Annotated in this window: 23 protein-coding genes; 12 read left to right on the forward strand and 11 right to left on the reverse strand. The window is 65.5% G+C overall.

Annotation, left to right across the window (positions count from 1 at the left end):
• Nucleotides 1-24 precede the first annotated feature (24 nt).
• The 7 genes from ACUN9Y_RS17295 to ACUN9Y_RS17325 all read right to left on the reverse strand — a co-directional run bounded on the left by ACUN9Y_RS17295 (nucleotide 25) and on the right by ACUN9Y_RS17325 (nucleotide 7,177).
• A complete protein-coding gene (locus ACUN9Y_RS17295) occupies nucleotides 25-1,350 on the reverse strand; it encodes an NAD(P)/FAD-dependent oxidoreductase (RefSeq protein ID WP_445461963.1) in 1,326 nt (441 codons plus the stop codon).
• A complete protein-coding gene (locus tag ACUN9Y_RS17300; RefSeq protein ID WP_445461964.1) occupies nucleotides 1,347-2,180 on the reverse strand; it encodes an SDR family NAD(P)-dependent oxidoreductase in 834 nt (277 codons plus the stop codon). Before ACUN9Y_RS17300 ends, ACUN9Y_RS17295 begins: the two co-directional genes overlap by 4 nt.
• A gap of 112 nt (nucleotides 2,181-2,292) precedes the next feature.
• Nucleotides 2,293-2,733 (reverse strand): nuclear transport factor 2 family protein, encoded by a 441-nt coding sequence (locus ACUN9Y_RS17305; protein ID WP_445461965.1) that lies wholly within the window; start codon nucleotides 2,731-2,733, stop codon nucleotides 2,293-2,295.
• Between the two features lie 294 nt (nucleotides 2,734-3,027).
• The gene (gene phrB / locus ACUN9Y_RS17310; protein ID WP_445461966.1) at nucleotides 3,028-4,440 is read right to left on the reverse strand and encodes a deoxyribodipyrimidine photo-lyase; all 1,413 of its coding nucleotides are present in this window, start codon (nucleotides 4,438-4,440) and stop codon (nucleotides 3,028-3,030) included.
• Nucleotides 4,441-4,476: 36 nt separating this feature from the next.
• Nucleotides 4,477-5,382 (reverse strand): MerR family transcriptional regulator, encoded by a 906-nt coding sequence (locus ACUN9Y_RS17315; RefSeq protein WP_445461967.1) that lies wholly within the window; start codon nucleotides 5,380-5,382, stop codon nucleotides 4,477-4,479.
• 253 nt (nucleotides 5,383-5,635) lie between these two features.
• Complete coding sequence (locus ACUN9Y_RS17320) at nucleotides 5,636-6,016, reverse strand: sirohydrochlorin chelatase (RefSeq protein WP_445461968.1); 381 nt, start codon at nucleotides 6,014-6,016, stop codon at nucleotides 5,636-5,638.
• Between the two features lie 126 nt (nucleotides 6,017-6,142).
• Nucleotides 6,143-7,177, reverse strand: coding sequence for an NAD(P)/FAD-dependent oxidoreductase (locus ACUN9Y_RS17325; protein WP_445461969.1), 1,035 nt, complete (start codon nucleotides 7,175-7,177; stop codon nucleotides 6,143-6,145).
• 384 nt (nucleotides 7,178-7,561) lie between these two features.
• On the opposite strand from ACUN9Y_RS17325, the gene ACUN9Y_RS17330 reads away from it, so the two are divergent.
• Together ACUN9Y_RS17330 and ACUN9Y_RS17335 are read left to right on the forward strand one after the other, a co-directional pair.
• Complete coding sequence (locus tag ACUN9Y_RS17330; protein WP_445461970.1) at nucleotides 7,562-8,473, forward strand: TIGR01777 family oxidoreductase; 912 nt, start codon at nucleotides 7,562-7,564, stop codon at nucleotides 8,471-8,473.
• Nucleotides 8,470-8,844, forward strand: coding sequence for a bleomycin resistance protein (locus ACUN9Y_RS17335; protein ID WP_445461971.1), 375 nt, complete (start codon nucleotides 8,470-8,472; stop codon nucleotides 8,842-8,844). Before ACUN9Y_RS17330 ends, ACUN9Y_RS17335 begins: the two co-directional genes overlap by 4 nt.
• A gap of 172 nt (nucleotides 8,845-9,016) precedes the next feature.
• Here ACUN9Y_RS17335 and rapA read toward each other — a convergent pair whose 3' ends face one another.
• Together rapA and ACUN9Y_RS17345 are read right to left on the reverse strand one after the other, a co-directional pair.
• Entirely contained in the window at nucleotides 9,017-11,959 is a 2,943-nt protein-coding gene (gene rapA / locus ACUN9Y_RS17340) for an RNA polymerase-associated protein RapA (RefSeq protein WP_445461972.1), read from the reverse strand.
• Nucleotides 11,960-12,412: 453 nt separating this feature from the next.
• Complete coding sequence (locus ACUN9Y_RS17345) at nucleotides 12,413-13,210, reverse strand: redoxin family protein (protein ID WP_445461973.1); 798 nt, start codon at nucleotides 13,208-13,210, stop codon at nucleotides 12,413-12,415.
• Nucleotides 13,211-13,367: 157 nt separating this feature from the next.
• Between ACUN9Y_RS17345 and ACUN9Y_RS17350 the strand changes: the two genes are divergently transcribed.
• A complete protein-coding gene (locus ACUN9Y_RS17350) occupies nucleotides 13,368-13,628 on the forward strand; it encodes a hypothetical protein (RefSeq protein WP_445461974.1) in 261 nt (86 codons plus the stop codon).
• 107 nt (nucleotides 13,629-13,735) lie between these two features.
• On the opposite strand, the gene ACUN9Y_RS17355 is transcribed toward ACUN9Y_RS17350, so the two are convergent.
• Both ACUN9Y_RS17355 and ACUN9Y_RS17360 read right to left on the reverse strand, forming a co-directional pair.
• A complete protein-coding gene (locus tag ACUN9Y_RS17355) occupies nucleotides 13,736-14,188 on the reverse strand; it encodes a hypothetical protein (protein ID WP_445461975.1) in 453 nt (150 codons plus the stop codon).
• Nucleotides 14,189-14,636: 448 nt separating this feature from the next.
• Nucleotides 14,637-15,863: a DUF7482 domain-containing protein gene (locus tag ACUN9Y_RS17360; protein WP_445461976.1), complete on the reverse strand. Its 1,227-nt coding sequence runs from the start codon at nucleotides 15,861-15,863 to the stop codon at nucleotides 14,637-14,639.
• Between the two features lie 837 nt (nucleotides 15,864-16,700).
• Between ACUN9Y_RS17360 and phnC the strand changes: the two genes are divergently transcribed.
• The 9 genes from phnC (at nucleotide 16,701) to phnK (ending at nucleotide 24,589) form a co-directional block, all read left to right on the forward strand.
• Nucleotides 16,701-17,564, forward strand: coding sequence for a phosphonate ABC transporter ATP-binding protein (phnC, locus tag ACUN9Y_RS17365; protein ID WP_445461977.1), 864 nt, complete (start codon nucleotides 16,701-16,703; stop codon nucleotides 17,562-17,564).
• A 112-nt stretch (nucleotides 17,565-17,676) separates the two neighbouring features.
• On the forward strand, nucleotides 17,677-18,705 hold the full coding sequence (phnD, locus tag ACUN9Y_RS17370) for a phosphonate ABC transporter substrate-binding protein (protein ID WP_445461978.1): 1,029 nt from the start codon (nucleotides 17,677-17,679) through the stop codon (nucleotides 18,703-18,705).
• Between the two features lie 61 nt (nucleotides 18,706-18,766).
• Nucleotides 18,767-19,561 carry a phosphonate ABC transporter, permease protein PhnE gene (phnE, locus tag ACUN9Y_RS17375; protein ID WP_445461979.1) on the forward strand — a complete coding sequence of 265 codons (795 nt, stop codon included), beginning with the start codon at nucleotides 18,767-18,769 and terminating at the stop codon, nucleotides 19,559-19,561.
• Nucleotides 19,562-19,620: 59 nt separating this feature from the next.
• On the forward strand, nucleotides 19,621-20,409 hold the full coding sequence (gene phnF / locus ACUN9Y_RS17380) for a phosphonate metabolism transcriptional regulator PhnF (protein ID WP_445461980.1): 789 nt from the start codon (nucleotides 19,621-19,623) through the stop codon (nucleotides 20,407-20,409).
• Nucleotides 20,410-20,483: 74 nt separating this feature from the next.
• On the forward strand, nucleotides 20,484-20,945 hold the full coding sequence (gene phnG, locus ACUN9Y_RS17385) for a phosphonate C-P lyase system protein PhnG (RefSeq protein ID WP_445461981.1): 462 nt from the start codon (nucleotides 20,484-20,486) through the stop codon (nucleotides 20,943-20,945).
• Between the two features lie 2 nt (nucleotides 20,946-20,947).
• On the forward strand, nucleotides 20,948-21,658 hold the full coding sequence (gene phnH / locus ACUN9Y_RS17390) for a phosphonate C-P lyase system protein PhnH (protein ID WP_445461982.1): 711 nt from the start codon (nucleotides 20,948-20,950) through the stop codon (nucleotides 21,656-21,658).
• On the forward strand, nucleotides 21,658-22,842 hold the full coding sequence (locus ACUN9Y_RS17395; RefSeq protein WP_445461983.1) for a carbon-phosphorus lyase complex subunit PhnI: 1,185 nt from the start codon (nucleotides 21,658-21,660) through the stop codon (nucleotides 22,840-22,842). The genes phnH and ACUN9Y_RS17395 overlap by 1 nt, the downstream gene beginning before the upstream one ends.
• Nucleotides 22,839-23,771 carry an alpha-D-ribose 1-methylphosphonate 5-phosphate C-P-lyase PhnJ gene (locus tag ACUN9Y_RS17400; protein WP_445461984.1) on the forward strand — a complete coding sequence of 311 codons (933 nt, stop codon included), beginning with the start codon at nucleotides 22,839-22,841 and terminating at the stop codon, nucleotides 23,769-23,771. Before ACUN9Y_RS17395 ends, ACUN9Y_RS17400 begins: the two co-directional genes overlap by 4 nt.
• Nucleotides 23,768-24,589 carry a phosphonate C-P lyase system protein PhnK gene (gene phnK / locus ACUN9Y_RS17405; protein ID WP_445461985.1) on the forward strand — a complete coding sequence of 274 codons (822 nt, stop codon included), beginning with the start codon at nucleotides 23,768-23,770 and terminating at the stop codon, nucleotides 24,587-24,589. Before ACUN9Y_RS17400 ends, phnK begins: the two co-directional genes overlap by 4 nt.
• The last annotated feature ends 18 nt before the right edge of the window (nucleotides 24,590-24,607 follow it).

The raw sequence follows: 24,607 nt of genomic DNA on the forward strand, positions 1-24,607 counted from the left end.
GCAAGCTCGTGTGCCGGTCCTGGTTCACGTCTGGACCTCCGTGGCCCTCGCCAGATGCAGGTGATCGTCCTCCTGGCAGCCGAGTGCCTCGGCCACCCTCAGCGCACTCCATACGCCGTCTTCATGGAACCCATGGCGCCAGTAGGCACCGCAGAAATGGGTCCTGCCTGAGGCGCCGGAAATGGCGGCGTGGCGCTCCTGGGCGGCCTGGCCGGCTAGGCTGAACTGCGGGTGTGCATAACGAAAGCGTGCCAATACCTTGGCGGGTTCGATGCTGGCACCGTCATTGAGCGTTACGCAGAACACATGGGGACTGTCGATGCGCTGGAGTACGTTCATGGCGTAGGTCACGCTGACACGTTCGGCTCCGTCACGACCGTCGAGACGGTAGTTCCAACTGGCCCAGGCGCGCTGGCGGCGAGGCAGCAGCGTGCTATCGGTATGCAGGACGACCTCATTGTCGGCGTAGGGCAGCGCCGACAGCACTTGCTGTTCATCGCGACTGGCGTCTTCGAGCAGGGCCAGGGATTGATCGGCGTGGGTCGCCAGCACGACTTGGTCGAAGGTCTCCATGCCGTGGTCGGTGAGTATCTCGACGCCATCTTCCCGGCGGCGCACTCCGCGTACCGGGGTCGCCAGGCGAATGGCATCGGCATAGGGGGCGATGAGGGCGGGGATGTACGACCGCGAGCCGCCCACCAGGGTGAACCATTGGGGGCGGTGGGTGACCGCGAGCAGGCCATGGTGGTGAAAGAAGCGCAGAAACAGCAGCGCCGGGAAGGCCTGTATCTCGGCCAGGCTCGCCGACCAGATAGCGGCGCCCATGGGCAGCAGGTAATGGCGTTGGAAATCGTGACCGAAGCCGGCCTTGGCGAGGTACTCACCGAGAGACTGCTGCGGCATCAGGCGGTCCTGCTCCAGGTCGGCGATGGCGCGACGGTTGAAGCGCAGGATATCGCGCAGCAGGCGGTAGAAGCTCGGTCGCAGCAGGTTGCGGCGTTGGGCAAACAGCGAGGCCAGGGTGTGACCGTTGTACTCGAAGTCGCGAGCGGTCTCGTGCACCGAAAAGCTCATCTCGGTGGGCTGGTAGGCCACGCCCAGGCGATCGAGCAGGCGCTGAAAGTGCGGGTAGGTACGATCGTTGAAGACGATGAAACCGGTGTCGATGGCGTAGTCTCGCCCATCGAGATGCACATCGACGGTGGCGGTATGCCCGCCGAGCCGTGGACCGGCCTCGAACAGCGTGACCCGGTGGCGGGCACAGAGGTAGCGCGCGGCCGTCATGCCGCTGATGCCGCCTCCTATCACGGCGACGCGCTGTGCTGGCACCGGCGTTGATGGACGGGTCATTGGCGGGACTCCGGGGTATCGCGATCCGCGCTGTCGTCACGCCGAACGAGGCGCTTGCCGATGGCGATGCGCGCGCTGAGCGGGAGCGCCCCCAGCAGCTTGATCGACCACGTAAGGCGGCGCGGGAAGTGGATGTCGCGCCGCCTCGCCGCCAGGCCTTCGATGATGAGGGTGGCGGCTTTCTCGGCGCTTACGGCCATGGGCATGGGAAAGTCATTGCGCTCGGTCAGGGGCGTCTTGACGAAGCCCGGGTGGATGACGCTGACGTCGATGCCCTGGTGGGCCAGGTCCAGACGCAAGGATTCCATGAAGTAGCTGAGCGCGGCCTTGGACGCGCCGTAGGCCTCTGCACGGGGCATGGCGAAGAATGCCGAAGCGCTGGAGGTGGCGGCCAGCAGCGGGCGCGAGCCCTGCTCGCGGGCGCGGTGCAGCAGCGGCAGGGCAGCCTCGATGCCGTTGACCGCACCGAACAGGTTGGCAGCGAATACGCGCTCGACCAGCGGCGCATCGACCCTGCCGCCTTCCAGGTACTCGCAGGTACCAGCATTGAGGATGGCCATGTCGAGACCGTCGAACGCGGTGTCGATACGCTGCGCCGCCTCCGCCATGGCCTCGCGGCGGGTCACATCCACCGGCACCAGCAGGGCATGGTCGGCCTCCCCGGCGACGGCCCTCAAGGCCTCCTCGCGTCGCCCGCTGAGAGCGACCCTGTGGCCCTCGGCCAGCAGGCGGCGAGCCAGGGCGGCCCCGATGCCAGACGTGGCGCCGGTGAGCCAGATGCGGTGTGACCCCTTGGTGGCGGTCGTCGGATGCGGCTTGTGGCGGGCCATGGGCAAGAGCCTCCTGCTGGCGGCGGAGTGTCGGGTCGAGCATTCGGCTAGCCACCGGTGGGCGACGGGGGCATTGGTAGTGGGTACGTCGCGGCTCGACGATTGGATGCGATCAGGCGGCGACGTGGCGCTTGATCCGACGAATCACCGTGCCCAGCAGCGGCAATCGCTCGTAGAGCATGGCGCCAGCGTCGAAGTAGTCGCGGTGGACACAGACCTTGTCGGGTTGTGTCTCGCTGAAGATCAGGTGCGAGCAGCCATCGACGCGAATCGGGGCGCCTCGGTCGAGCCGAGGGTGGCGCAAGGTCATGGTCCATACGGCGAAGGCTGTAGAACCTTGTCGCTGTGCATGCGGGAACTCGAACTGGCACGAATCGACGTTGTTGTACAACTCGTTGAAGTACGTCAATAGCGCTTCTACGCCTTCCACGTGATGAACCGGGTCGGTGAACGCTATGTCGTCAGTATATAACTCGTACAGCTTTTCTGTACATGTTTTGTCTAGAAAATTGAATGTGCGGCAGAAGGCCGCCAACGCGGGGTCTTGGGACATCGAAGGCTCCAGTCGGTCGAGGCGGTGTCAGCGCCATGTCGATAGCGCCGTGGTCAGCGCCATGTCGATAGCGCCTTGGTCGACGCCATGTCGGATAGCGCCGTGGTCGGTGCTATGTCGATAGCGCCGTGGTTAGCGCCATGTCGATAGCGCCTTGGTCGACGCCATGTCGATAGCGCCTTGGTTGGTGCCATGTCGATAGCGCCTTGGTCGACGCCATGTCGATAGCGCCGTGGTCGACGCTATGTCGATAGCGCCTTGGTTGGTGCCATGTCGATAGCGCCGTGGTCGACGCTATGTCGATAGCGCCTTGAAGGCGTCCAGGGCGCGGGCACGGGCGGTCTTGTGCTCGACAATGGGGGCGGGATAAGCGGCCCGGGTGAGCAGGTCGGAGGAGGGGGCATGGCGTTGCCTGGCCGGCAGGTCTCGCAGTGCCGGTAGCCACTGGGCAAGGAAGTCGCCGTCGGGGTCGAAGCGAGTCGACTGGGTGGTGGGGTTGAAAATGCGAAAGTAGGGGGCGGCGTCGGTGCCGGTGGACGCGGCCCATTGCCAGCCGCCGTTATTGGCGGCGAACTCACCGTCCACAAGGTGCTCGAGGAAGAAGGCCTCGCCCCGCCGCCAATCGATCAGCAAGTGCTTGGAGAGGAACATGGCGGTCACCATGCGCAGGCGATTGTGCATCCAGCCGGTGGTGGTCAGCTGGCGCATGGCGGCGTCGACGATCGGGTAGCCCGTGCGACCCTCGCACCAGGCGGCGAAGTCGTTCGGCGCGTCGCGCCAGGCCAGGGCCTCGGTGTGGCGCTGGAAGGCGCGATGACGACACACCCGGGGAAAGCCGACAACGACATGCTGGTAGAACTCGCGCCATACCAGTTCGTTGACCCAGGCGGTCAGGCCGGCGTCACCGTCGGTCAGGTGGCCGTCGTTCAACGTCATCACGGCCTGCAGGCATTGGCGATAGGACAACATGCCGAGGGCGAGGTAGGGCGACAGCTCGCTGGTGCCGGCGATGGCCGGGAAGTCGCGCTGGTCCGCATAGCGGCGGGCGCGCTGGCGCAGGAAGCGCGACAGGCGTTCGGCGGCCTCGTGCTCGCCGGCGGGCCAACGCGACGGCTCGACGGCGGCGGCAGCGATGTCCCCAGGCGCGGGCATCGGGTCCGAGCCAATGTCGAGCGAGGCCTGCGGAGCGGGCGGATCCAGAAGGCCGAGGCGTTCGCCGTCGATGGCCTTGTGCCAGGCCTTGGCGAAGGGCGTGAAGACCCCGTAGAAGTCGCCCTTGCCGGTCTTGAGCTCCCCGGGGCTGAAGGCCACCGCGTCGCGGTAGGCGTGAACCGTCATGCCATGAGCGTCGGCCGCCGCCGTCACCGCCTGGTCGCGGCGCCACTCGTTGAGCGGGTACTCCCGATTGAAGCACAGGGTCTCGGCGCCGAGGTCGCGAGCCAATCGCAGCAGCGTCTCTGGCGCGTCGTCGAAGCGGGGCGCCTCGCGCACCAGCAGGGGGATGTTGAGCTTGGCCAGTTCGTCGCCGAGGGCGGCGACGCCGCGGTGCCAGAAGGCGATCTTGTTGGCGCCGTGGCCGTGGTCGCGCCACTGCTCGACGCTGGACAGGAAGACAGCGACCACCGGCCCCCGGCGGGCGGCTTGGTGCAGGGCGGTATTGTCCTGGACGCGCAGATCGCTGCGAAACCACACCAGGGTAAGTGGCATGTTGCCTCCAAGTCGGATGGCGCGTTCTGCGCGGAGTTAGGTGAGCGGGCGCAGACGGTCCATGGCCTGAGGGATGTCGTCACCGAGCAGTTCGACGCCGCTGTCGCCGAGCTCGCTGGCACGAATGCGAGACACCGGTCCGCATAGGGCCAGTGGTGCCTCCAGCTGCTCGGCAAGGCGCGGCAGCTGGCGGCGAATGACATCGGAACGCTCGGCCTTGCCGCTGCACAGGATGACGGCGGCGGCGCGGAGGCGTTCCAGCGCCAGTGGCAGGTCGCTGAACGGTAGCGGGGCATCCATCAAATGAACACGGTAGCCGTTGTCGCTGGCGGCCAGGGCCACCATCAGCGTCCACAACGGCCCGCTGTCGTCGGGCAGGGTGTCGATGATCAGGCTGGGGCCGCGGGCCTGGCGATTGGCGTGGAACAGGCGAATGCCGATGCGGGTGCGCAGAAAGGATTCCAGGCAGCGGCGCTGAAGGCCGGCCCCGAGCTGGTCGTCCCAGCGCTCTTCGAGTTCGCGTACCGTCGGTTGCCACAGTTCGCCGAGGCAGGTCGCGACCGGGTACAGCGCCAGGGCCTGCTGATAGAGCCCCTCGAGATGCTCAAGATCGAGGGCATCGACGGCGTTGAGTAGCTGACGGCGTTGGCTGACCCAATCACCGGCCGCGGGCGGCGTCGGATCGACGGCCTCGGGCTGCTCGAGCAACTCGCGGACCTGGCTGACCGGCACCCCGCGATTGAGCCACTGCAGGATGCGCTCGACACGCTCGATGTCTTCGCGGGCGTAGAGACGGTGGCCCTTGGGCGTCCGGCGCGGCTGAATCAGGCCATAGCGTCGTTCCCAGGCGCGTAGTGTCACCGAATTGACCCCGGTGAGGCGAGAGACCTCACGAATGGGGTAAAGGGGGCTATCGGTGGGCTGGGGCGCCGTATCGCTCATGGGTGCCTCGAGACAGGTCTAGTGCGAAGAACGCGGCGCCGGGAAGACGCCGGAACGTTAATTTGTACAGATGCTGGTGGAGTGTACAACATTTTGGTTGTATTCACTCACGCTGATTGAACGCCAGAAGCCAGGCTCGCGTGGCAGCGAGGACGTGGCTGACGGGGCGAGGCGCCGCCTTGGCCACGCCGACCCTGGCGGTTATCGGTGCCCGCGGTTGCCCTTGCCGCCAGTCTTGGCAAGGTTCGGCGTTTCAAGGGCGCAGCGATTCGCCGACCTGGTCGGCCACGGCGCTGGCCAGCGCCTCGATGAAGGCGGGGTGCTCGCCTACCGGGGGCAGCAGCGACAGCTCGAGGCCATCGTGGAGGCCTCGTAGCGCCTCAATCTGTGTCGGGACGTCCTTGCGCAGGTGGCGCCCCGCGGCGAAGAACAGCGGTAGTACGTCGATGCGACGGGTGCCGGCGGCGGTGAGGTCCGCCACCGTGGTCTCCAGCGACGGTTCGCACAGTTCCATGTAGGCCAGCCGAATCGGCGTGCCCAGGCGCGGTGCCAAGGCGTCGCGGAAGCGTTCGAAGGGGGCACGCCAGCGGGGATCGCTGGAGCCGTGGGCGAGCAGAACAAGGGCATAGGACATGGGAGGCTCCTCACAAACGCCAAGGGTAAAGGGAAAGGGCTGTCGTAGGGAAAGGGCTGTCGTGGAGTTGACGCGGCCAGCCGTGGGCTTTGTCGACATGGTCAGCCCTGGGCTTTTTCGACATGGTCAGCCCTGGGCATCGTCGATGGCGTAGGCGTCGAGCAGGCGCCCGGCGAGGCGGTGGCCGGATAGCCAGGCGTCTTCCACTCTGCCCCCGCGGCAGCCATCGCCGGCGAGCGCCAGTCCGCTTGGATCCAGGTAGCCATCACACAGGGCCAGGGGGCGGCGCGCTGTCGCGTAGCGCCAGCGATGCGCGCCACCGCCGATCAGGCGGGGGATGTCGGTGCCTGACGGTAGCGCATTGACGAAGGCGCTCAGCAGGGTCTGAGCGACGTCGTCCGCCGGTTGTTCGAGGTTCGCCTCGCTCCAGTCCTCGAAGGCCGTCAGCGTCAACCGTTCTTCCTGATGCCATCGTCCGGGCTTGGTGGCCTGACGAATTGCCAGGCGCAAGGGGCCGCTCGGGAAGCGTGCGGCCGGCCAGTCGGTGGCGATATTCGGTAGCTGTAATGGCGCCTCGAAGTGCGCCCAGGCGACCCAGCAGGGGCGCATCTCGACACCCTGGCAGGCCTGGCCCAGCGCTTGACTGTGCTCGGCCAGCAAGGCCTCGGCCTGGGGCCCCGGCGCGGTGACGACGACCCGCTCGAAAGGGCCGTGGTGGTGGCCGTGGGTGTCGATCAATTGCCAGTCGCCCGCAGGCCTTGCGAGCCCCGCGATGCGGGTTTCTGTGCGTACGTCCAGCCCCTGGGCCAGGTGACGAGGCAGGGCACTCATGCGGGGGCTACCCACGTAGCGCAGCGTCCGATCTGCGACCCGGAGCCAGCCCTGCTCGCCGACGTCGTAGAGGCACCCTGGCCAAGGGGCGATGACACCCGCTTCGTGCCAGCGCTCGACCGCGGCCGTGAACTCGGCGTCTCGGGCGCTGAAATGCTGAGCGCCGAGGTCGATGGCCTGGTCGCCGAGCCGCCGGCTGGACATCCTTCCCCCCGGACCTCGCCCCTTGTCGAAGAGGGTAGCGGGGTGACCCGCTTCGGTCAGGCGTCGCGCGCAGGCCAGGCCCGCAATACCGGCGCCGATGATGGCGATACGCGATAGGGAACTCATGGTCAGCCTTCTCCGGTGGCAGGGGGCTTGGGCACGGCGACGATCGCGACGCCGTGCGGTTGTCTCGGCGTGGGCACCGTTGCCCATCGCACGAGCGATTCGGGAAAGCGTCTCGTGAGCCAACGGCGGAGCGGGGGGCGGGCGCTCGCCGGGCGTTCTGCCGCAAGAGCCGCTTTTGCTGTTATCGTAGCAAAGTTGTATAAGCTCTGTATAACACTATGGTTGAACCTCGCGTTCGACCGCGGTGGCGTCCTGGGACTAGTCTGTGAGGTGAGAAGGCGCCGTGCTCTGCGCCTGCTCCCAGCCCACGTCAGGCTCAAGGGAGTCGACTCGGACGAACCGGGGGCCGGCGGGTCGTCCAGCCAAGGATACGGGAGAGTCCAGATGCGAGTATTGATTACCGGGGGCAGCGGTTTCGTGGGCCAGCGGTTGTGCCGCCGACTGATCGAAGCGGGGCACCGAGTACAGGTTGTGTCACGGGACCCCAAGGCGGCGGCAGAGCGTCTGCCGGCGGCGGTGGACATCAGCGGCAGTGCGCTCGATTTCGTCGACAAGCCGCCGGCAGCGCTGGTCAATCTGGCCGGTGAGCCGATCGCCGACAAGCGCTGGAGCGACGACCAGAAGGAGAAGCTGATCGACTCCCGGGTCGGCGCGACTCGAGAACTTTCGTTGCTGTGCGAGCAGTTGGCGCAGACGGCGAAAGTACCCGGTGTCATGGTGTCCGGGTCGGCCATGGGCTACTACGGGGATCAGGGTGGTGGTGTCGATGCCCCACCGGTGACCGAGGAGACCGAGCCCCACGACGAGTTCGTTCATCGCCTGTGCCGGCGCTGGGAAGAGTCCGCCCAGGGCGTCAAGGAGCATGGCGTCCGGCTGGCGATTCTGCGCATCGGTCTGGTGCTGGATGAGGGCGGTGGCGTGCTCAAGCGGATGTTGCCGCCCTTCAAGATGGGGCTCGGCGGACGCCTCGGCAGCGGCGAGCAATACATGCCCTGGGTGCACCGCGACGATCTGGTCGAGATGATCATGACGCTACTCGAGCGCGAGGACCTCGAGGGGCCGTTCAACGGCAGCGCCCCGGACCCCGTGACCAACGCTCAGTTCACCCAGGCACTCGGCCGTCATTTGCATCGTCCGACGCTCATCCCCGCGCCGAAGCTGGCGCTGGAGACGGCGCTCGGTGAGATGTCGCGGCTGCTGCTGACCGGCGCACGCATGGTACCGGCTCGGTTTACCGAACAGGGCTTCGGCTTCCGCTACCCGACCCTGGACAAGGCATTGGATGCCATCCTGTGAGCGCCGCTACGAGTGAGGTTGGCGCGGTCTTTGGCCAGGCTATTCCACGGCTTGCCTCGCTCGACCTGGCGCGCAGTCTGGCCTTTTTCGAGAAACAACTGGGGTTTAGTACCCGCCACCTGGCGGATCATCGCTATGGGATGGCCGTGCGCGGTGACGTCGAGATCCACTTCTGGGCCTGCGACGATGCCGAGATAGCGCGCAACACCTCGTGCTACGTGAGAGTGACGGATGTCTGCGCACTTCACGCTGAGTTCGCCTTGACGCTGCCCGACCTCGGGCCGGTGCAAGACCGCCCGTGGGGCATGGCGGAACTCCATGTGCTCGATCCCGACGGTAATCTCGTCACCTTCGGCCAGGAGATTGGCTGAAGCGCGCTTGGCTCGATGGTCTCCTGGCAGGCTCGGGTTAGCGCGTTAAAACACGATCGCCCCGCCGGATTAGCGGCGGGGCGATCGTGTTGTCTGGTGCGAGCGGTGGGGCCAGGGTGAATCTGGGGTAAGGCGGCCCTCGATGGCGCCGTACCGGCCTGGCCTCTTGGCCTTAGCGGCTGTCGTCGTCCACGGTGACGATGACGCGCACCGCGTCCAGGCGCAGTTGCGTGCCCTCGATGGCGCTATCCAACGCGTGGCGCTCCTGGCGCAGCGCCTCGATTTCATCCTCGCGCACCGAGGGGTTGCGCTTGGCCAGGGCCTCCAGGCGTGTCAGCTCGGCGTCCAGGTTCTTGCGCATGCGAGTCTGGGCGGCCTCGACGATGCTTGGCAGCTCACACTGGGCCTCGTTCTCGGCGCGCTCGATCAGCTCACGCAACTGGTCGTGGCGGCTCTTGATCAGGTCCCGGGCAACCGCCTTCTTGACCTTCATCAGGTTCTTCGAGAGGCCCGTGAACGAGACCTTGGCGGTGAGATTGGCGCCGGACTCGTCGAGCAGCACGCGCACCGCGGTGGGTGGCAGGAAGCGATTCAAGTGCAGGCGCTTCGGCGCGGGACAGTGGGTGCGGAACACCAGTTCTGCCATCAGGCGGCCGGCGGGAATGGCCGGATGCTTGAGCAGCGCAAGGGCGGTGTTGCCCATGGCCCCATCGAGGATGCGACCCATCATTTCGCGCAGCAGCGGGTGCTCCCAGGACAGGCGCTGGACGTCGTCGCGGCTGAGCGCCCGCTGGCGCGAGGTGGTGGCGGTAAAACCCTCTTCGCCTTTGACCAGTCCGGGCAGGCCGTCGAGCATATGCTGGCCGGGCTGCAGCAGGGTCAGGCCGTTGCCAAGATCGCGGCTGTCGACGCCGAAGATGTCCAGGGCCTGGTCCAGGTAGCGGGGCAGGGCGCGGTCGTCGTCGAGCTCGGCCACGGCGGCGATGACGTCGTCGGCGCGCTCGCCGCGACAGGCGTTGAGCTCGAGCAGGCGATTGCGCCCGGCATCCCGCTCGACCAGCTTGGCGTCGAACAGCGCCCGGGTCTCGGCAATGATCTCGTCGAGGGCGTCGTTATCGAGCAGGCTCTCGGCCAGGTCATCGCCGAAGGCGTCGAATAGTTCGTTGCCGAGGCCGTGAGGTGCGGCGAAGGCACTCATGCCCTCCTCGTACCAGCGCAGCAGCTTCTCGCCGGGGCTGTCTGCGAAGACCGGCACATGGATCTCGATGGCATGGCGCTGGCCGATGCGGTCGAGGCGGCCGATACGCTGCTCGAGCTGGTCCGGGTGGAGTGGCAGATCGAACATCACCAGGTGACGGCAGAACTGGAAGTTGCGGCCTTCGGAGCCGATCTCCGAGCATACCAGCACCTGGCAGCCGTCTTCATCATCGGCGAAGGCGGCGGCGGCACGGTCACGCTCGACCAGCGACAGGTCTTCGTGGAACACCGGCGCCTGAACGCCCCCCAGCACGCGCAGGCCGTCGGCAACGCCCTGGGCCGTTTCGCGGTCGTGAGCGATCACCAGCACCTTGTCGCTGCCCATGTCGGTGAGCTGTTCCAGCAACCAGGTCACGCGCGGATCGAACTGCCACCAGGGCTCGGCGTTGAGCGGGTCGTCGCTGAGCGCCTGGTACATGCCGTCGAGATAGATCATGACCTCGGGATGGTCGAGGCCGGTCTCGATCAACAGCTCGTCGAGGTAGTCCTCGTCTCGTTCCAGGCGGCGCAACACTCGGCGGTAGGAGGACGGCAGCTCGAGGCGTGTGGTGTGCAGGCGGCGCTCCGGAAAGCCACCGACGTGGCGACGGCTGTTGCGGAACATCACCCGGCCGGTGCCGTGGCGGTCCAGCAATTGTTCGCGCAGCTGGGCCTTCGCCGCCGCGCGTTGCTCGACCCCGTATTCGGCGTTGGACAGCGTGGCCAGCAGGGCCTGGCTGTCGCCGTCGTCGGCGACGGCACCGATAGCATCGCGAGCCGCGGCATCCAGGTCGCTGTCGTCGTCGGTCTCGAGGGCGTCGATGGCTTCGGCCACGGCGACATAGCCCTGCTCTTCCTCGCGGAAGGTCTCGAGGCTGACGTAGCGCTCCGGGTCGAGCAGACGCAGGCGGGCGAAGTGGCTCGCCAGCCCCATCTGTTCCGGCGTCGCGGTCAGCAGCAGCAGGCCGGCGGTGGTGGCTGCCAGGCGCTCGACGCAGGCGTAGCCGGGCCCGACGTCGTCCTCGCTCCAGGACAGGTGGTGCGCCTCGTCGACGATCAACAGGTCCCACTCGCAGGCTTGTGCCTGGGCCTGGCGGCTGGGATTGGCGAACAGCCAATCCTGGCTCGCCAGCACCAGCTGGCCGGATTCGAACGGGTTGCTGTCGCCGTTGGCCTGGCTCTGCTGTTCGTCGAGCAGGGTCACCGACAGCGAGAAGCGGCGCAGCAACTCGACCAGCCATTGGTGAGTGAGGCTTGCCGGCACCAGAATCAGGGCCCGCTCGGCGCGGCCGGTGAGCAGCAGCCGGTGCAGGATCAAGCCGGCCTCGATGGTCTTGCCAAGGCCCACTTCATCGGCCAGCAGCACGCGCGGCGCCTGGCGCGAGGCGACCTCGTCGGCGATGTACAGCTGGTGCGGGATCAGGTCGATGCGTGGCCCGGCCAGGCCGAGTGCCGGGTTCTGCTCGATGCGGTGGTGATGGTGCAGGGTGCGAAAGCGCAGGTCGAACCAGTCGTTGCGGTCGACCTGGCCGGTCAGCAGGCGGTCGCGGGCCTGATTGAACTGCATGCTGTCGGAGAGGCGTGCCTCGGGTAGCTCGCAAAGCTCGCCGGCATCATCTTCGCCGATATAGATGATCAGGCCGTCGACTTCCTTGGTGTCGTCGACGGTCATCTGCCAGCCCTCGGCGGCCTGAATCCGGTCGCCGCTGGCGAAGGCGACCCGGGTCAGGGGCGCCTGGCGGGCGCTATAGGTGCGGGTTTCCTGGCTGGCGCCGAAGAGCACGGTCACGCTGCGGGCGTCGCAGTTTAAGATGGTGCCCAGGCCGAGTTCGGCCTCGCCGTCGCTGATCCAGCGCTGGCCGGGAGAAAAATCGCTCATGATGCCTCGGGAGATGCGTCGATTCGGTTCGTGTCGCGGGCAGATGCGGCCCACCGACAGCAGGGCGCGGTATCTTACAGCAAACTTCAGCGTGGCTTAAGCGCCATCGACGCGCCGCCGGTGGGCGCGATGTCGCACAGGTTGCGGCACGGCGTGTGGCTGCATACGTCATCGCGAACGTTATGCCAATGTCCGCGTCGCGGGCGCCCCGCTGGGCCACCCAAGGCGGCGGCACGACACGATAAAGGGGTAGCGAGAACGGTGGGCGGATCGAGGCCGGGGTGTTGGCCTCGATCCTGAGACTGCAAGCGCTGTTCACCTGCAGTATGTGCTGAGCGTGGCATCGAATCCGCGACTCAACCAGTCGTCCAGGCGAGGGAGGGGGGCTCTCCCGGTTGAGGCACGGCCGCGGGGGACCGATGTTCCGACGCTATCTCCTGGAAGCGGTGCCGCTCAGTGCTCGATCCAGTCGTTGAGCAGGGCCGGGGTCAGTTCGCCCACATGGCGCTCGAGCAGCTTGCCTTCGCTATCGAATAGCAAGGTGGTCGGAAGGCCCGGCGATTGACTCGCCGCCAACAGTTGCTGGTTCGGGTCGAGCAGGGGATAGGTGAAATCGAGCCCCTCGGCGTCCAGATAGCGAGCCACGCTCATCAGGTCTTCGCCCTGATTGGCGACCACCACGCGGACATCGTCGCGACCGTCGATATCGGCCAGCAGCGGCATTTCGCGGCGACACGGCGGGCACCAGGTGGCCCACAGATTGATGATCAGCGGCTTGCCGGTGAGCGAGGCCAGATCGATCGGCTGGCCGTCGACGTCTTCGAGGGTCAAGGCGGGGACTTCCCGGGGGGCCGGTGACGCGCCGAGCGGCGCCATCGTGACCACGGCGAGCCAGGCCAGGGACGCCACCAGGGTGAGGGCGACGGCGCCAAGCATGGCGCCGATACGGTCACGCAGGCTCCACAGCGTCCAGACGGTCGCGATGGCCAGGCCCCAGACGCCGCTGTACCCCGGCAACCACAGCTTGACGATGGTCAGCGGCGCGTCCTGATAGGCGCTCCAGTTCATCATCACGTGGCCGAGGCGCGCGCCGATCAGCCAACTGATCATCAGGCCATTGAACCAGCGTCCGTGGCGGTGGCGCGGCAGGCCGAGGAGGAAGGCGCTGGCACCGAGCAGCACCAGGGCGACAACGACGGCATACAGACGGGGCAGACTGATCAGCACGGGGCCGACGGCGATGGCATCCACGGGGAACGAACTCCTTGAGGGCGCCGTCGGGGTTTCCCTCGGGGCGCGACCGGGTACACTTGGTGGCGATTACCCGGCAAGCCTACTGGCAGCGTCGAGGCCTGTCATCCTGCCGCTCGCCGTGTCGAGCGTTCACTCCCCGGCATTGGATCTGTGCATGGCGCAAAACACCGCCTTCGACCCCCTTCGCGCCCTGGCCATCGCCAGCCAGGCCATCGGCTTCATCGTCATTTTCGCGCTCGGGACGACACTCGAGTCGCCAAGGCCCTGGCAGGGCCTGACGCTCGCCCTGATGTTGACCATCGCCCTGGTGGTGGCCATCGTCCGGCGTTATCGCAACAACCGCCGGCGCAAGTTCCTGGACGAGCGGCGCGAGCGTTTGCTGAACGATGACGACGAGGACTCCACCGACAGCTAGGCTGCGGCATTTGCCCGTGTGGGCGGGGTCGGCAGCACCAATGGCTGGTGGGGACGGGGCGGCGTCCGCTGGCCCAGCCGGTGTGGTCGAGCTCGTATCGGGGGCGCCTAGGTCGGCTGGGAAGGGCGCCGGTCTGGCGCCGTTGCCACGCCGCAGCGGCGTGGATCGATGGCCGCGATACGCAGCCGGTGGCCCTCCGGTAACCGGCACCAGATCACCCGCCAGGCGCAGCCGGGGGACAGGCTGTTGTCGCTTTCCCAGCTCGTGACGCCGTTGCCAGGCTCCTCGGCGGTTATCAAGCGCTGGCGTAGCGTCGCATAGTCACGGCTGTCGACCTCCAGACTCAGTGTGCGTGGTGGATAGGGCCCAACACCCGCCACCAGCATCATCACCTGGGGCGGGTTGCCGGCGCTGGCGCGGTGGCTGGCGGCAAGCTCGAAGGTCACCCCTGTCGGGGTAGTCACCAGGCGCTTGAGTCCCAGCAGCCGCTCCACCGCCTCGGCCATGGCGCCGAGGTCTTTTACTTCCAGCACTGCCGGCTCCAGCGATAGCCACTGCATCCCGTCTCCTCGCGATTTTGTGCCATTCACACCAGTATCCTGCGTGTTTGTCCCAGTGTGGGCGAGGTCGAATCGTGGCGCTCTTTGACGCTGTCAATCGAGAAGATGGCGGCAGGCTATCGGAATCTCTTCGCGCAAGGCTTGGTCTCCCGCGAGCGCGCCGGTGTGGCGAGCTTGAAAAGCGCTCGCCCATGGCCGCCAATGGCCATTAACAATGGCGATGGTCGCCTTTAAAAGCCGTTCAGACGGGCGCGGAAGGTTCGCGTTAGCGCATCTCATACGCCTATCGCCTCCGCGTCAGTAAGTGATGCCTGTTCGGGCCGATGGTGTGACTCTTCAAGAGGAGGCAGGTCTCCATTGACGAGGGTTATACGGATCAGCGGGAATTGTTGGTTTTCTTCTCGCTGTAGGGTCTCGGATGTTCAATGGAACATCCGAGACTCTACAGTTAGTTTATGCGATAAACCGTCGGGCAGTTGACGATGATGCCAGCCGGTTTCAAGGGGCCATCGTCAATGATGCTGACGAGCAGGCCTTTTTCTGCGGCGTTCTCGATATCAAATGCGTTGGTCAATTTGGTACGATAGCCCGCTTCGATAGCGGCATCCGTCCATTTGGCTGGAAACAATCGCCACATTGGAGAATAGTCGAGGTTGATGGTGTTGATGCCACCAAGAACATTTAGTGGACCATGCGAACCAGCGTCCGAAAGTGCGCTGTTGACGCCTTGCCGGAACGGGTTGTCGATACCTGTAGGCCCATTGGCAATCGCATAGATGCGCTCTGCGGTTTCCCCCGGCGAGGCATCTTCGAGCGCAAAGGGCAGGTCATTCAATGCGGGGGTATGGATAGCACCTTCGAGCGCTGCAATCCCCGGATCATTGGATTCGGTTGACAAGTAGATGATCGGTTTTCCGAACGTATAACCCAGCGTCAGCTGCATCGTTACTGTGCCCTTTTCGGGGCAAATGTTGACGACCTTATCGTGGACCTTGCTATAGTCCATCTCGCCGTCGCACATAGCGTTCAATTCGTCCTCGGACGCCATCGATACCATCGGCATGTTGAAGATTGCCGACATGCCTTCGACCTGAACCATCGGGCTGTAATCGGTATCACCCACGGCACCGGCTTGGGCGGCGGCAGGGGGGAAGAAATTTGGTGCCTCACCCGGGGTCACGCTATGCTCGGGCGTAAAATCAACGGTACCACCGGCGAAGACAAATACGCCGTCTTTGTTGATAGTCGCGGTGCGTGTTGCCTTGCCCGTGAAGCTATACCCCATTTTGGGTGAGAAATTGATCCCATGAAGATCGGCTAGATATTGGTCGGAGACATCAGTTAGGACCGACCAGGCTGGTAGACCGTTTACTTCACCACGCCGCAATGGCAGTTCAACAGTGCCGGTTTCGAGGTTGACATGGCCCGATTTCAGCAACAGCACAGGCCCAAGGAATGACGGATTGATTTCTGAAGGTGACGGGGATGCCGCGATGATATATTCATCAGGATAAATTGAAGCGGGTGCCGGGCGAACTTCGGCGAGTGGCGCACCTTCTTCGCCGCGGACGATGACCTCTGCATTGGCATGTGTTGCCATGAAAGTGGATGACCCCATGAGGGTTATTAGCGCCACCAGCATCTTATCTAACGGTTTTGTGTTCAAAATCGCCATAATGGTTTCTCCCTCGTTTTTGATCTTGTGTGGGGCTTGTATGCAAGCTGCGTGTCTCGTTGATGCTCTGGGTCCTAGTTAAGTTATGGTTAAAGTGTGTTTTTCGCCGGTACACGTAAAAGCATAGATATTCACAAATTTAGACCTTTGTGTCTGATTGTGCCAGCGCGGACTATGCGGGGATTCTCGGAGTGGTGCGCAGGAAAACTCTCTTCTGCGTGTAGGTAAATTCTTTAATTGGCGTAGGAATATCCATCAATATCTTTGCTGAATTGGAACTTGTCTGCGTAAATTGGTGCTTTAACGGGCGCCTGGTCTAAAGCGTTCGTGTAGTGGTGTTTATGCGAAAACTTGAAGATAAAAATATATCGTATTGCGTGGTTGTGCTTGGTTGTTGGTACACCTGCTTAGGGAAGATCAACTTATTTTCATTATGTTACGCATCGGCGGTGCGTGAAAATTTTGCTCAGATACGTATGACCCTATCAAGTTGGGCTGTGCCGAGAGCCAGAAAGGGCCGCGCGGAGGAGGAGGCACGGTGTGAGGTAGACCGCCCAAGTAGCGGTGGTGGTGTGCCTGGAGTGGCCTTCCGAGCCTGGTGTTTGAAGATTGTCCGCGATGTGTCGACATTTGGCGGTGAAAATGACGATTCGACGGCATTTCGATGACAAAAATAAGTCAGAAGCTGCCAAGTCGTTGATAGGTGGCTGGGATCTCCCTGCAGGCCTCGCATTGCGCTCTAGCGACCCATGAAAATGTCACCAGACTGACATTGTCTAGACAACTGCCCTTCACATTGCTGCCCCAGACTGGCGCCATTCCTAGAGGAGAGGCGTCATGTCCATTCCCACCATCATCGTCGAGCAGTTGCACAAGTCCTTCGGCCAGCGCCGGGTGCTTGATGATGTGAGTTTTCGCGTTGCGCCGGGCGAGATGGTCGCGCTGATCGGCCCATCGGGCTCCGGCAAGTCCACCCTGCTGCGCCACCTGGTTGGCCTGACCTGTGGCAGCCGCGGGCGGGGTGGGCGCGTCGAGTTGATGGGGCGTGAGGTGCAGGCCGGCGGTCGCCTGCGTCGCGCCAGTCGCGGCGAGCGGTGCCGCACCGGCTATATCTTCCAGCAGTTCAACCTGGTGGGGCGCCTGAGCGTGTTGGCCAATGTACTGGTGGGGCGTCTTGGCAGCATGCCACGCTCCCGGGCGCTGCTGGGCCGCTTCACCGAGCAGGAGCGCCAGCGGGCGCGGGCTTGTCTGGCTCGTGTCGGCCTCGAGGGAATGGTCGATCAGCGCGCCAATACCCTGTCCGGCGGTCAGATGCAGCGGGTGGCCATCGCCCGCGCCCTGATGCAGGACGCCGAGGTGATCCTGGCCGACGAGCCGATTGCCTCCCTGGATCCGCGCAGTGCCCGTGAAGTCATGGAGATATTGAGCCGCATTCACGCCGAAGACGGCCGCACCGTGGTCGTTACCCTGCATCAGGTCGATGTGGCTCGGCGCTACTGCCACCGCGCCATCGCCCTGAAGGATGGACGGCTGTACTTCGATGGCGCCATCGGTGAGTTGACCGACGCGCGACTGCAGTCGCTTTACGAGAATGCTGGCCTCGACGAGCTGCGTGCCGGCGAAGCCCTGAGCGCCGAGACCACGCCCCCCCGTCGCCAGGGGAGCACCGCCCGAGCCCCGACGACGCCGGTCATGGCCTAACCCTGCGGGCTTGCCCACGACCGCGGCCGTTGACGACTCGTCGGCGGCGCCGAAGGCACCCCCAACCGCCACCTGTTCGCATCATCCCATCCCGACCCTCGGAGACATTGCCATGGCTTTCGCTTCCTTTCGCCGCCTGACCCTGCCGTTGATCGCCGGACTCGGCCTCGCCGCCGGTGCCCAGCTTGCCGCTGCCGATGCCGACACCCTCAAGTTCGGCATCATCTCCACCGAGTCCAGCACCAATCAGCAGCCGCTGTGGCAGCCGTTTCTCGATGACATGTCGGAGAGTCTCGGCATGGAGGTCGAGCCGTTCTTCGCCACCGACTATGCCGCGGTGATCCAGGCCATGCGCTTCGATCAGATCGATCTTGCCTGGTACGGCAACAAGTCGGCCATGGAGGCCGTGGATCGCGCCGGCGGTGAGATCTTCGCCCAGACCGTGCCAGAAGGCGGTCAGCCGGGCTACTGGAGCCTGATGATCGTCAATCAGGACAGTGACCTGCAAAGCATCGATGACATGCTGGCCTCCGCCTCGGAGCTGGTGTTTGGCAACGGCGATCCCAATTCCACGTCGGGCTATCTGGTGCCGGGCTATTACGTGTTCGCCAAGAACGGCGTCGATGCCACGACCGCGTTCAAACGCACCCTGAACTCGAGTCACGAGACCAATGCCCTGTCGGTGGCGAATCATCAGGTGGATGTCGCCACCTTCAACTCCGAAGGCATGGAGCGTCTGGAGATCACCGCGCCGGAGAAGGCCGAGCAGCTTCGGGTGATCTGGAAGTCGCCGCTGATTCCGTCCGATCCGCTGGTGTGGCGCACCAATTTGTCTGATGAGACCAAGGACCGTCTGCGCGACTTCTTCCTCAACTACGGCGATAACGCCGAAGAACAGGCGATTCTCGAGCCGCTGCAGTGGGCTCGTTTCGATGCCTCCGACAACGACCAACTGCTGCCGATTCGTCAGCTGGCGCTGTTCAAGCAGCGCGCCGAAATCGCCAACGACGACAGCCTGACGCAGGCCGATCGCGAGGCGCAGCTTGCTGAGCTGGATGCCAAGCTCGATGCCCTCGACCAGCGTCTGCAGGAGGTCCAGGCCGCCGAAGCCGGTGCCGATGCCAGCGCCACCGCCGGTTGAGCCAACGACAGCCCCTGCATGACCGGGCAAGCGCGCGGCGCTCGCCCGGTCCGGAGACATCATGAGCACTCAGACTTCCCACCTTCCTCTGACGTTGGCCAAGCGCCGCAGTTGGACGTCGCTGATCGGCTGGTTTGCGCTGATCAGCGTGCTGACCTGGGCCTGGCAAGGCGTCGAGATGCGCCCGAGCCTGCTGGTCGAGAACGCCGACAACATGGCGACCCTCGCCGGCGATTTCTTTCCGCCAGCGCTGGGCAATCTTGGCCACTATATCGACCAGATGCTGGTCACCATCCAGATCGCCATCTGGGGCACGCTGCTGGCGATCATCGTGGCGGTGCCTTGCAGCCTGCTGTCGTCTGAGAACCTGGTGCCCTGGTGGGTCTATCAGCCCATGCGTCGGCTGATGGACGCCACCCGTGCCATCAATGAACTGGTGTTCGCCATGCTGTTCGTGGTGGCGGTGGGGCTCGGTCCCTTCGCCGGTACCTTGGCGCTGTTCGTGCACACCACTGGCGTGCTCGCCAAGCTGTTCTCGGAAGCCGTGGAAGCCAGTGATGCCGGTCCCATGGAAGGCATCCGCGTGACCGGTGCCGGGCGCATCGAGGAAATCGTCTTCGGCCTGATTCCCCAGGTATTGCCGCTATGGATCTCGGTCAGCCTCTACCGCTTCGAGTCGAACATTCGCTCTGCCACGGTGCTTGGCATGGTCGGTGGCGGCGGCATCGGGGTGGCGCTGTGGGAGACCATGCGCGGCTTCCAGTACGCCGAGACCGCCACCATCATGCTGGTGATCATCGTCGCCGTGACGGTGCTCGATATGGCGTCCCAGCGCCTGCGCAAGCGTTTCATCTAGTCTTGAGAGAGCACCCGGCCAGCGGACCCCAGGAACGGGGGCTTTTTCCAGGAGCAAACATGTCTAGACAACTGATTCGGCAGGGCGATGAGCAGCATCGCCGCACCGCCAGTGACACCGCCATCGAGCAGGATGGGCAGCCGCGCTACCGCCAGTTGGCAGGCGTGCTGGCTCGAGAGGTTCGCACCCAGCACCGCGCCGGCGACCAGCTGCCGAGCGAGTCGGCCCTGGCCAAGCGCTTCGCGGTGAACCGTCATACCGTGCGCCGGGCCCTCGATGAACTGGTGGCCGCGGGCATGGTGACGCGGCATCAGGGCTGGGGCACCCAGGTCGTGGACCGGCGGCTGGACTACATGGTCAGCGCCGGCAGCAAGGTCACCCACAACCTTGCCGAGCTGGGGCTGAATACCGAGACCCGGTGCCTGGCGCAGAGCGTCGTGCGGCCGCCCGAAGCCATCGCCCAGCGCTTTGGGCTCGGCGATGACGAGGGACTGCTGTGCGTGGATACGCTGCGCTGCGTGGATGGCGCGCCGCTACTGCGCCTGCGTCACTGGTTGCACGCCGAGCGAGTGCCGGGCTGGTGCGAGCGCTATCGCGGTGGCTCTACCCGTGCGCTGCTCGATCAGCACTATGGCCTGCGCCTGACCCGCTCCGGCGTACGCCTGGAGGCGAGCCAGGCCGATCGTGACGATAGCCGGCTGCTGCAGTGTCCGCATCTGGCGCCGCTGCTGGTGTTGACCAGTGACAACGTCGATGACAAGCGACAGCTGGTCGAGGTATCGGTCAGCCGCGCCAGGGCGGATCGCGTCGCCTATCACTTTGATTTTCCGGATGAACATGAAGGTTAACGAGGTTTCGGCGTCTGCCAAGCCGACAACGATGAGGGCTCATCATGACTCATGAAGCGATGTCACCGGAGCCTATGTCTCCAGAACCTATGTCTCCAGAACAGCGTCACCGCATCCTCGCGCTGACGCCCTTCGAGCGCCTCAGCGAGAGCTGGGCGACCCTCGGTATTCAGGTCGGCCACCGCTGCGTTCGCGGTCCCGAGACGGGCATGGCCATGGTCCGCGGACGCATGGGCGGCTCGGGCAATGCCTTCAACCTGGGGGAGATGACCCTGACCCGGGCCAGTGTCGCCCTCGATGACGGCACCTCCGGTGGCGGCACGCTGGGCCACGGCTGGGTGGCAGGGCGCAGGCGCGAGCACGCCGAACTGATCGCCCTGATCGACGCCTGTGCGCGCCAGGAACGCTGGACGCGGCGCATCGACGCGGAGCTGATCGAGCCGCTGGCTCGGGTCCTTGCCGACGAACACGCCGAGAGCTCCCGCCAGGCGGCGGCGACTCGGGTCGATTTCTTCACCATGGTTCGGGGGGAATAGCCATGAGCGATGTTTCAGCAAGCCAAGGGTCGGCGAGCCGAGGCTCAGCCCTTCACGGAGCGGCCTGCCATCCGAGGCCCCACGACTGGCCGGCGCTGGAGGATGCGGTCCACCACGGCCAGCGGCTGTTTCGCCAGGTGCTGGGCGCGATGGCCGAGCCCGGCAGCGTCGCCGAGGTGCGCCTGGCGCCGCTACCCGAGGGCGTGGCGATGTCGAGCGCCGCCTGGGGGACGCTGCTGGCGCTATGCGATCTGGATACCCGGGTGTGGATCGCCGACGAACTCCAGCGTGATGGTCTGGCCGAGGCCATCGCCTTCCACACCGGTTCGCGCATCGTGACCGACGCCGGTGAGGCCGATTTTGCGCTGTTGACCCCCCAGAGCTGTCAGGAACTGCCGGACTTTGCCGAGGGCAGCGATACCTACCCGGATCGCAGCACCACCTTGGTCGTGGTGCTCGACGACCTGGCCGAGGTCGGCGACAGGCGACGCATCGCCGGTAACGAGCCGTGGCGCTTGCGTGGCCCCGGGATTCTCGACAGCCGGATACTGGAGCTCGATGCGACGGCCGCGGTGCTGATGACGCGCCTGGCCGCCAATCGGGCCAGCTTCCCCCTCGGTCTCGACGCCATTCTGACATCGGCAGGGCGTCTGACCGCCATTCCACGCAGTACCCGCATCGAGCGGGTATCTGGTGTCGAGGAGGACGCCTGATGTACGTTGCCGTGAAAGGAGGCGAGCAGGCCATCGCCAACGCCCATCGCTGGATGGCCGACCGCCGTCGCGGCGACCGCGACCAGGATGAGCTCAAGGTCGACCAGGTGCGCGATCAATTGGGGCTCGCTGTGGATCGGGTGATGGCCGAGGCCTCGCTGCATGACCCACAGCTTGCGGCGCTGGCATTGAAGCAGGCCAGCGGCGATCTGACCGAAGCGGTGTTTCTGCTGCGCGCCTATCGCACTACCTTGCCAAGGCTCGCCGACAGCGTCGCGCTCAGGACCGCCGACATGCGTGTCGAGCGGCGCATCAGCGCCACCTTCAAGGACGTTCCGGGGGGCCAGGTGCTGGGGTCGACCTATGACTACACCCACCGCCTGCTCGATTTCATGCTGCTCGCCGACGGCGAAACGCCGGCCCCCGAGAAGGCCGATGCGGCGCTCGAGGCCTGCCCGCAGATTCTCGAGGCCCTCGACGCCGAAGGGCTGATCGAGCAGGAAATCGATGACGGCGCCGAGCCCTACGACATCACCCGAGATCCCCCCGACTTCCCGGTCGACCGCGCCACTCGCCTGCAGATGCTGGCGCGGGGCGACGAGGGCTACCTGCTGGCCCTGGGGTACTCGACCCAGCGTGGCTATGGGCGCAACCATCCGTTCGCCGGGGAGATTCGCCAGGGTGCCGTCGAGGTGGAAATCGAGGTGGAGGGCTTCGATGGTCCCTTGTGCATCGGCGAGGTCGTCATCAGCGAATGCCAGATGATCAACCAGTTCGGCGGCAGCCGCGAGAAGGCGCCGCAGTTCACTCGCGGCTATGGGCTGGCCTTCGGCCGCAACGAGCGCAAGACCATGGCCATGGCGCTGGTCGATCGTGCCCTGCGCGCCGAAGAGCTCGGCGAGCCGGTCCAGGGGCCGGCCCAGCAGGCCGAGTTCGTCCTCGCCCACGCCGACAACGTGGAGGCCTCCGGGTTCGTCTCCCACCTGAAGCTGCCGCACTACGTCGACTTTCAGTCTGAACTCGAACTGCTGCGGCGCCTGCGGCGTGAGCACGCCCCCGGTCTCGCAGCCGAGGGCGAAGCCCCGCCACCGCCCGGTCCGGGCTCCGACGCCGATAGCGCAGCGGCGGGTGCGCAGACGCCCGCCCCCTCAGACCCTCAGCGTTCCCAGGAGAGTCCGGCATGAACGCCAGCATCGATGACAAGGCCGCGAACAGCCCCCGTGACCGTGGTGAACAGCAGCGCCATCGCGAAGAGCGCGGCGGAACCGACGCGCTCGCCTACGGTGGTTACAACTTCGCCTACCTGGACGAGCAGACCAAGCGCATGATCCGTCGCGCGCTGCTCAAGGCGGTGGCCATTCCCGGTTATCAGGTGCCCTTCGGCGGCCGTGAAATGCCGATGCCCTACGGCTGGGGCACCGGCGGCATGCAGCTCACCGCCAGCATCCTCGGCGCCGACGATGTGCTCAAGGTGATCGACCAGGGCGCCGATGACACCACCAATGCCGTCAGCATCCGCACCTTCTTCGAGCGCGTGGCCGGGGTCGAGACGACGACGCGCACCCAGGCGGCGAGCGTGATCCAGACCCGCCACCGCATCCCCGAACGTGCGCTGTCGCCCCACCAGATCCTGGTGTTCCAGGTGCCGATTCCGGAGCCGCTGCGCTTTATCGAGCCGAGCGAGGAGGAGACCCGGGTGATGCATGCCCTCGAGGAGTACGGCGTCATGCACGTCAAGCTCTATGAGGACATCGCCCGCCACGGCCACATCGCCACCACCTACGCCTATCCGGTCAAGGTCGATGGACGCTACGTCATGGACCCGTCACCGATTCCCAAGTTCGACAACCCCAAGCTCGACATGAGCGAGGCGCTGATGCTGTTTGGTGCCGGCCGCGAGAAGCGCCTCTACGCCATTCCGCCCTACACCCGGGTCAAGAGTCTGGACTTCGAGGATCATCCCTTCGAGATCCCGACCTGGGACGAGCCCTGCGCCCTGTGCGGGGCCACCGATAGCTACCTCGATGAGGTCATCACCGACGACCGCGGTGGGCGCATGTTCGTCTGCTCGGATACCGACTACTGCCAGGACCGTCGCGAGGAGGTGGCATGAAGTGCCCACAGCTCACGCGTCCCGCCCTGCTTGAGGCGCGCGACATCACCCGACTGTACGGCCCCGACCAGGGCTGCCAGGACATCGACTTCACCCTGCATCAAGGGGAAGTGCTCGGCATCGTCGGCGAGTCCGGCTCGGGAAAATCGACCCTGTTGCGGGTGCTGTCGGGGCTCGAGGCGCCGGATCGCGGCCGGGTGGTCTATCACGCCGGCGAGTCCGGCTCGGTGGGAGGCAGCCCCGGAAAGGACGAAGCGCTCGATCTCTACGCCATCGGCGAGGCGCGCCGCCGGGCGCTTTTGCGCATGGAGTGGGGCCTGGTGCATCAGAACCCCCGCGATGGCCTGCGTCTTGGCGTATCCGCCGGGGCCAACGTCGGCGAGCGGCTGATGGCCCTCGGCCAGCGCCACTATGGTGACCTGAGGGCCGCCGGCCAGGACTGGATGGGCCGGGTGGAGCTCGACCCCGCGCGCATCGACGACGCCCCGCGAACCTTCTCCGGCGGCATGCAGCAACGCCTGCAGATCGCCCGCACCCTGGTCACCGAGCCGCGCCTGGTGTTCATGGATGAGCCCACCGGTGGCCTCGACGTCTCGGTCCAGGCGCGCCTTCTCGACATGCTGCGCACCCTGACCCGAGAGCTTGGCCTGTCGGTGGTGCTGGTCACCCACGACCTGGCGGTCGCCCGTCTGCTGGCCCATCGACTGATGGTGATGCGCCGCGGTCGGGTGGTGGAGGCGGGCCTGACCGATCAGATTCTCGACGATCCGCAGCATGACTACACCCAGCTACTGGTGTCATCGGTGCTGACGCCATGAGCCGCGCACCCCTCAAGG

It is taken from the genome of Halomonas sp. V046 (assembly GCF_052645355.1).

Coding starts and splice junctions, on each gene's coding strand:
- rapA (WP_445461972.1), bottom strand. CDS start 11,959: ATGAGCGATTTTTCTCCCGGCCAGCGCTGGATCAGCGACGGCGAGGCC.
- ACUN9Y_RS17330 (WP_445461970.1), top strand. CDS start 7,562: ATGCGAGTATTGATTACCGGGGGCAGCGGTTTCGTGGGCCAGCGGTTG.
- phnD (WP_445461978.1), top strand. CDS start 17,677: ATGGCTTTCGCTTCCTTTCGCCGCCTGACCCTGCCGTTGATCGCCGGA.
- ACUN9Y_RS17355 (WP_445461975.1), bottom strand. CDS start 14,188: ATGCAGTGGCTATCGCTGGAGCCGGCAGTGCTGGAAGTAAAAGACCTC.
- ACUN9Y_RS17305 (WP_445461965.1), bottom strand. CDS start 2,733: ATGTCCCAAGACCCCGCGTTGGCGGCCTTCTGCCGCACATTCAATTTT.
- ACUN9Y_RS17300 (WP_445461964.1), bottom strand. CDS start 2,180: ATGGCCCGCCACAAGCCGCATCCGACGACCGCCACCAAGGGGTCACAC.
- ACUN9Y_RS17400 (WP_445461984.1), top strand. CDS start 22,839: ATGAACGCCAGCATCGATGACAAGGCCGCGAACAGCCCCCGTGACCGT.
- phnG (WP_445461981.1), top strand. CDS start 20,484: ATGTCTCCAGAACCTATGTCTCCAGAACAGCGTCACCGCATCCTCGCG.
- phrB (WP_445461966.1), bottom strand. CDS start 4,440: ATGCCACTTACCCTGGTGTGGTTTCGCAGCGATCTGCGCGTCCAGGAC.
- ACUN9Y_RS17295 (WP_445461963.1), bottom strand. CDS start 1,350: ATGACCCGTCCATCAACGCCGGTGCCAGCACAGCGCGTCGCCGTGATA.
- phnH (WP_445461982.1), top strand. CDS start 20,948: ATGAGCGATGTTTCAGCAAGCCAAGGGTCGGCGAGCCGAGGCTCAGCC.
- phnC (WP_445461977.1), top strand. CDS start 16,701: ATGTCCATTCCCACCATCATCGTCGAGCAGTTGCACAAGTCCTTCGGC.
- phnK (WP_445461985.1), top strand. CDS start 23,768: ATGAAGTGCCCACAGCTCACGCGTCCCGCCCTGCTTGAGGCGCGCGAC.
- ACUN9Y_RS17395 (WP_445461983.1), top strand. CDS start 21,658: ATGTACGTTGCCGTGAAAGGAGGCGAGCAGGCCATCGCCAACGCCCAT.
- ACUN9Y_RS17350 (WP_445461974.1), top strand. CDS start 13,368: ATGGCGCAAAACACCGCCTTCGACCCCCTTCGCGCCCTGGCCATCGCC.
- phnE (WP_445461979.1), top strand. CDS start 18,767: ATGAGCACTCAGACTTCCCACCTTCCTCTGACGTTGGCCAAGCGCCGC.
- phnF (WP_445461980.1), top strand. CDS start 19,621: ATGTCTAGACAACTGATTCGGCAGGGCGATGAGCAGCATCGCCGCACC.
- ACUN9Y_RS17320 (WP_445461968.1), bottom strand. CDS start 6,016: ATGTCCTATGCCCTTGTTCTGCTCGCCCACGGCTCCAGCGATCCCCGC.
- ACUN9Y_RS17325 (WP_445461969.1), bottom strand. CDS start 7,177: ATGAGTTCCCTATCGCGTATCGCCATCATCGGCGCCGGTATTGCGGGC.
- ACUN9Y_RS17315 (WP_445461967.1), bottom strand. CDS start 5,382: ATGAGCGATACGGCGCCCCAGCCCACCGATAGCCCCCTTTACCCCATT.
- ACUN9Y_RS17360 (WP_445461976.1), bottom strand. CDS start 15,863: ATGGCGATTTTGAACACAAAACCGTTAGATAAGATGCTGGTGGCGCTA.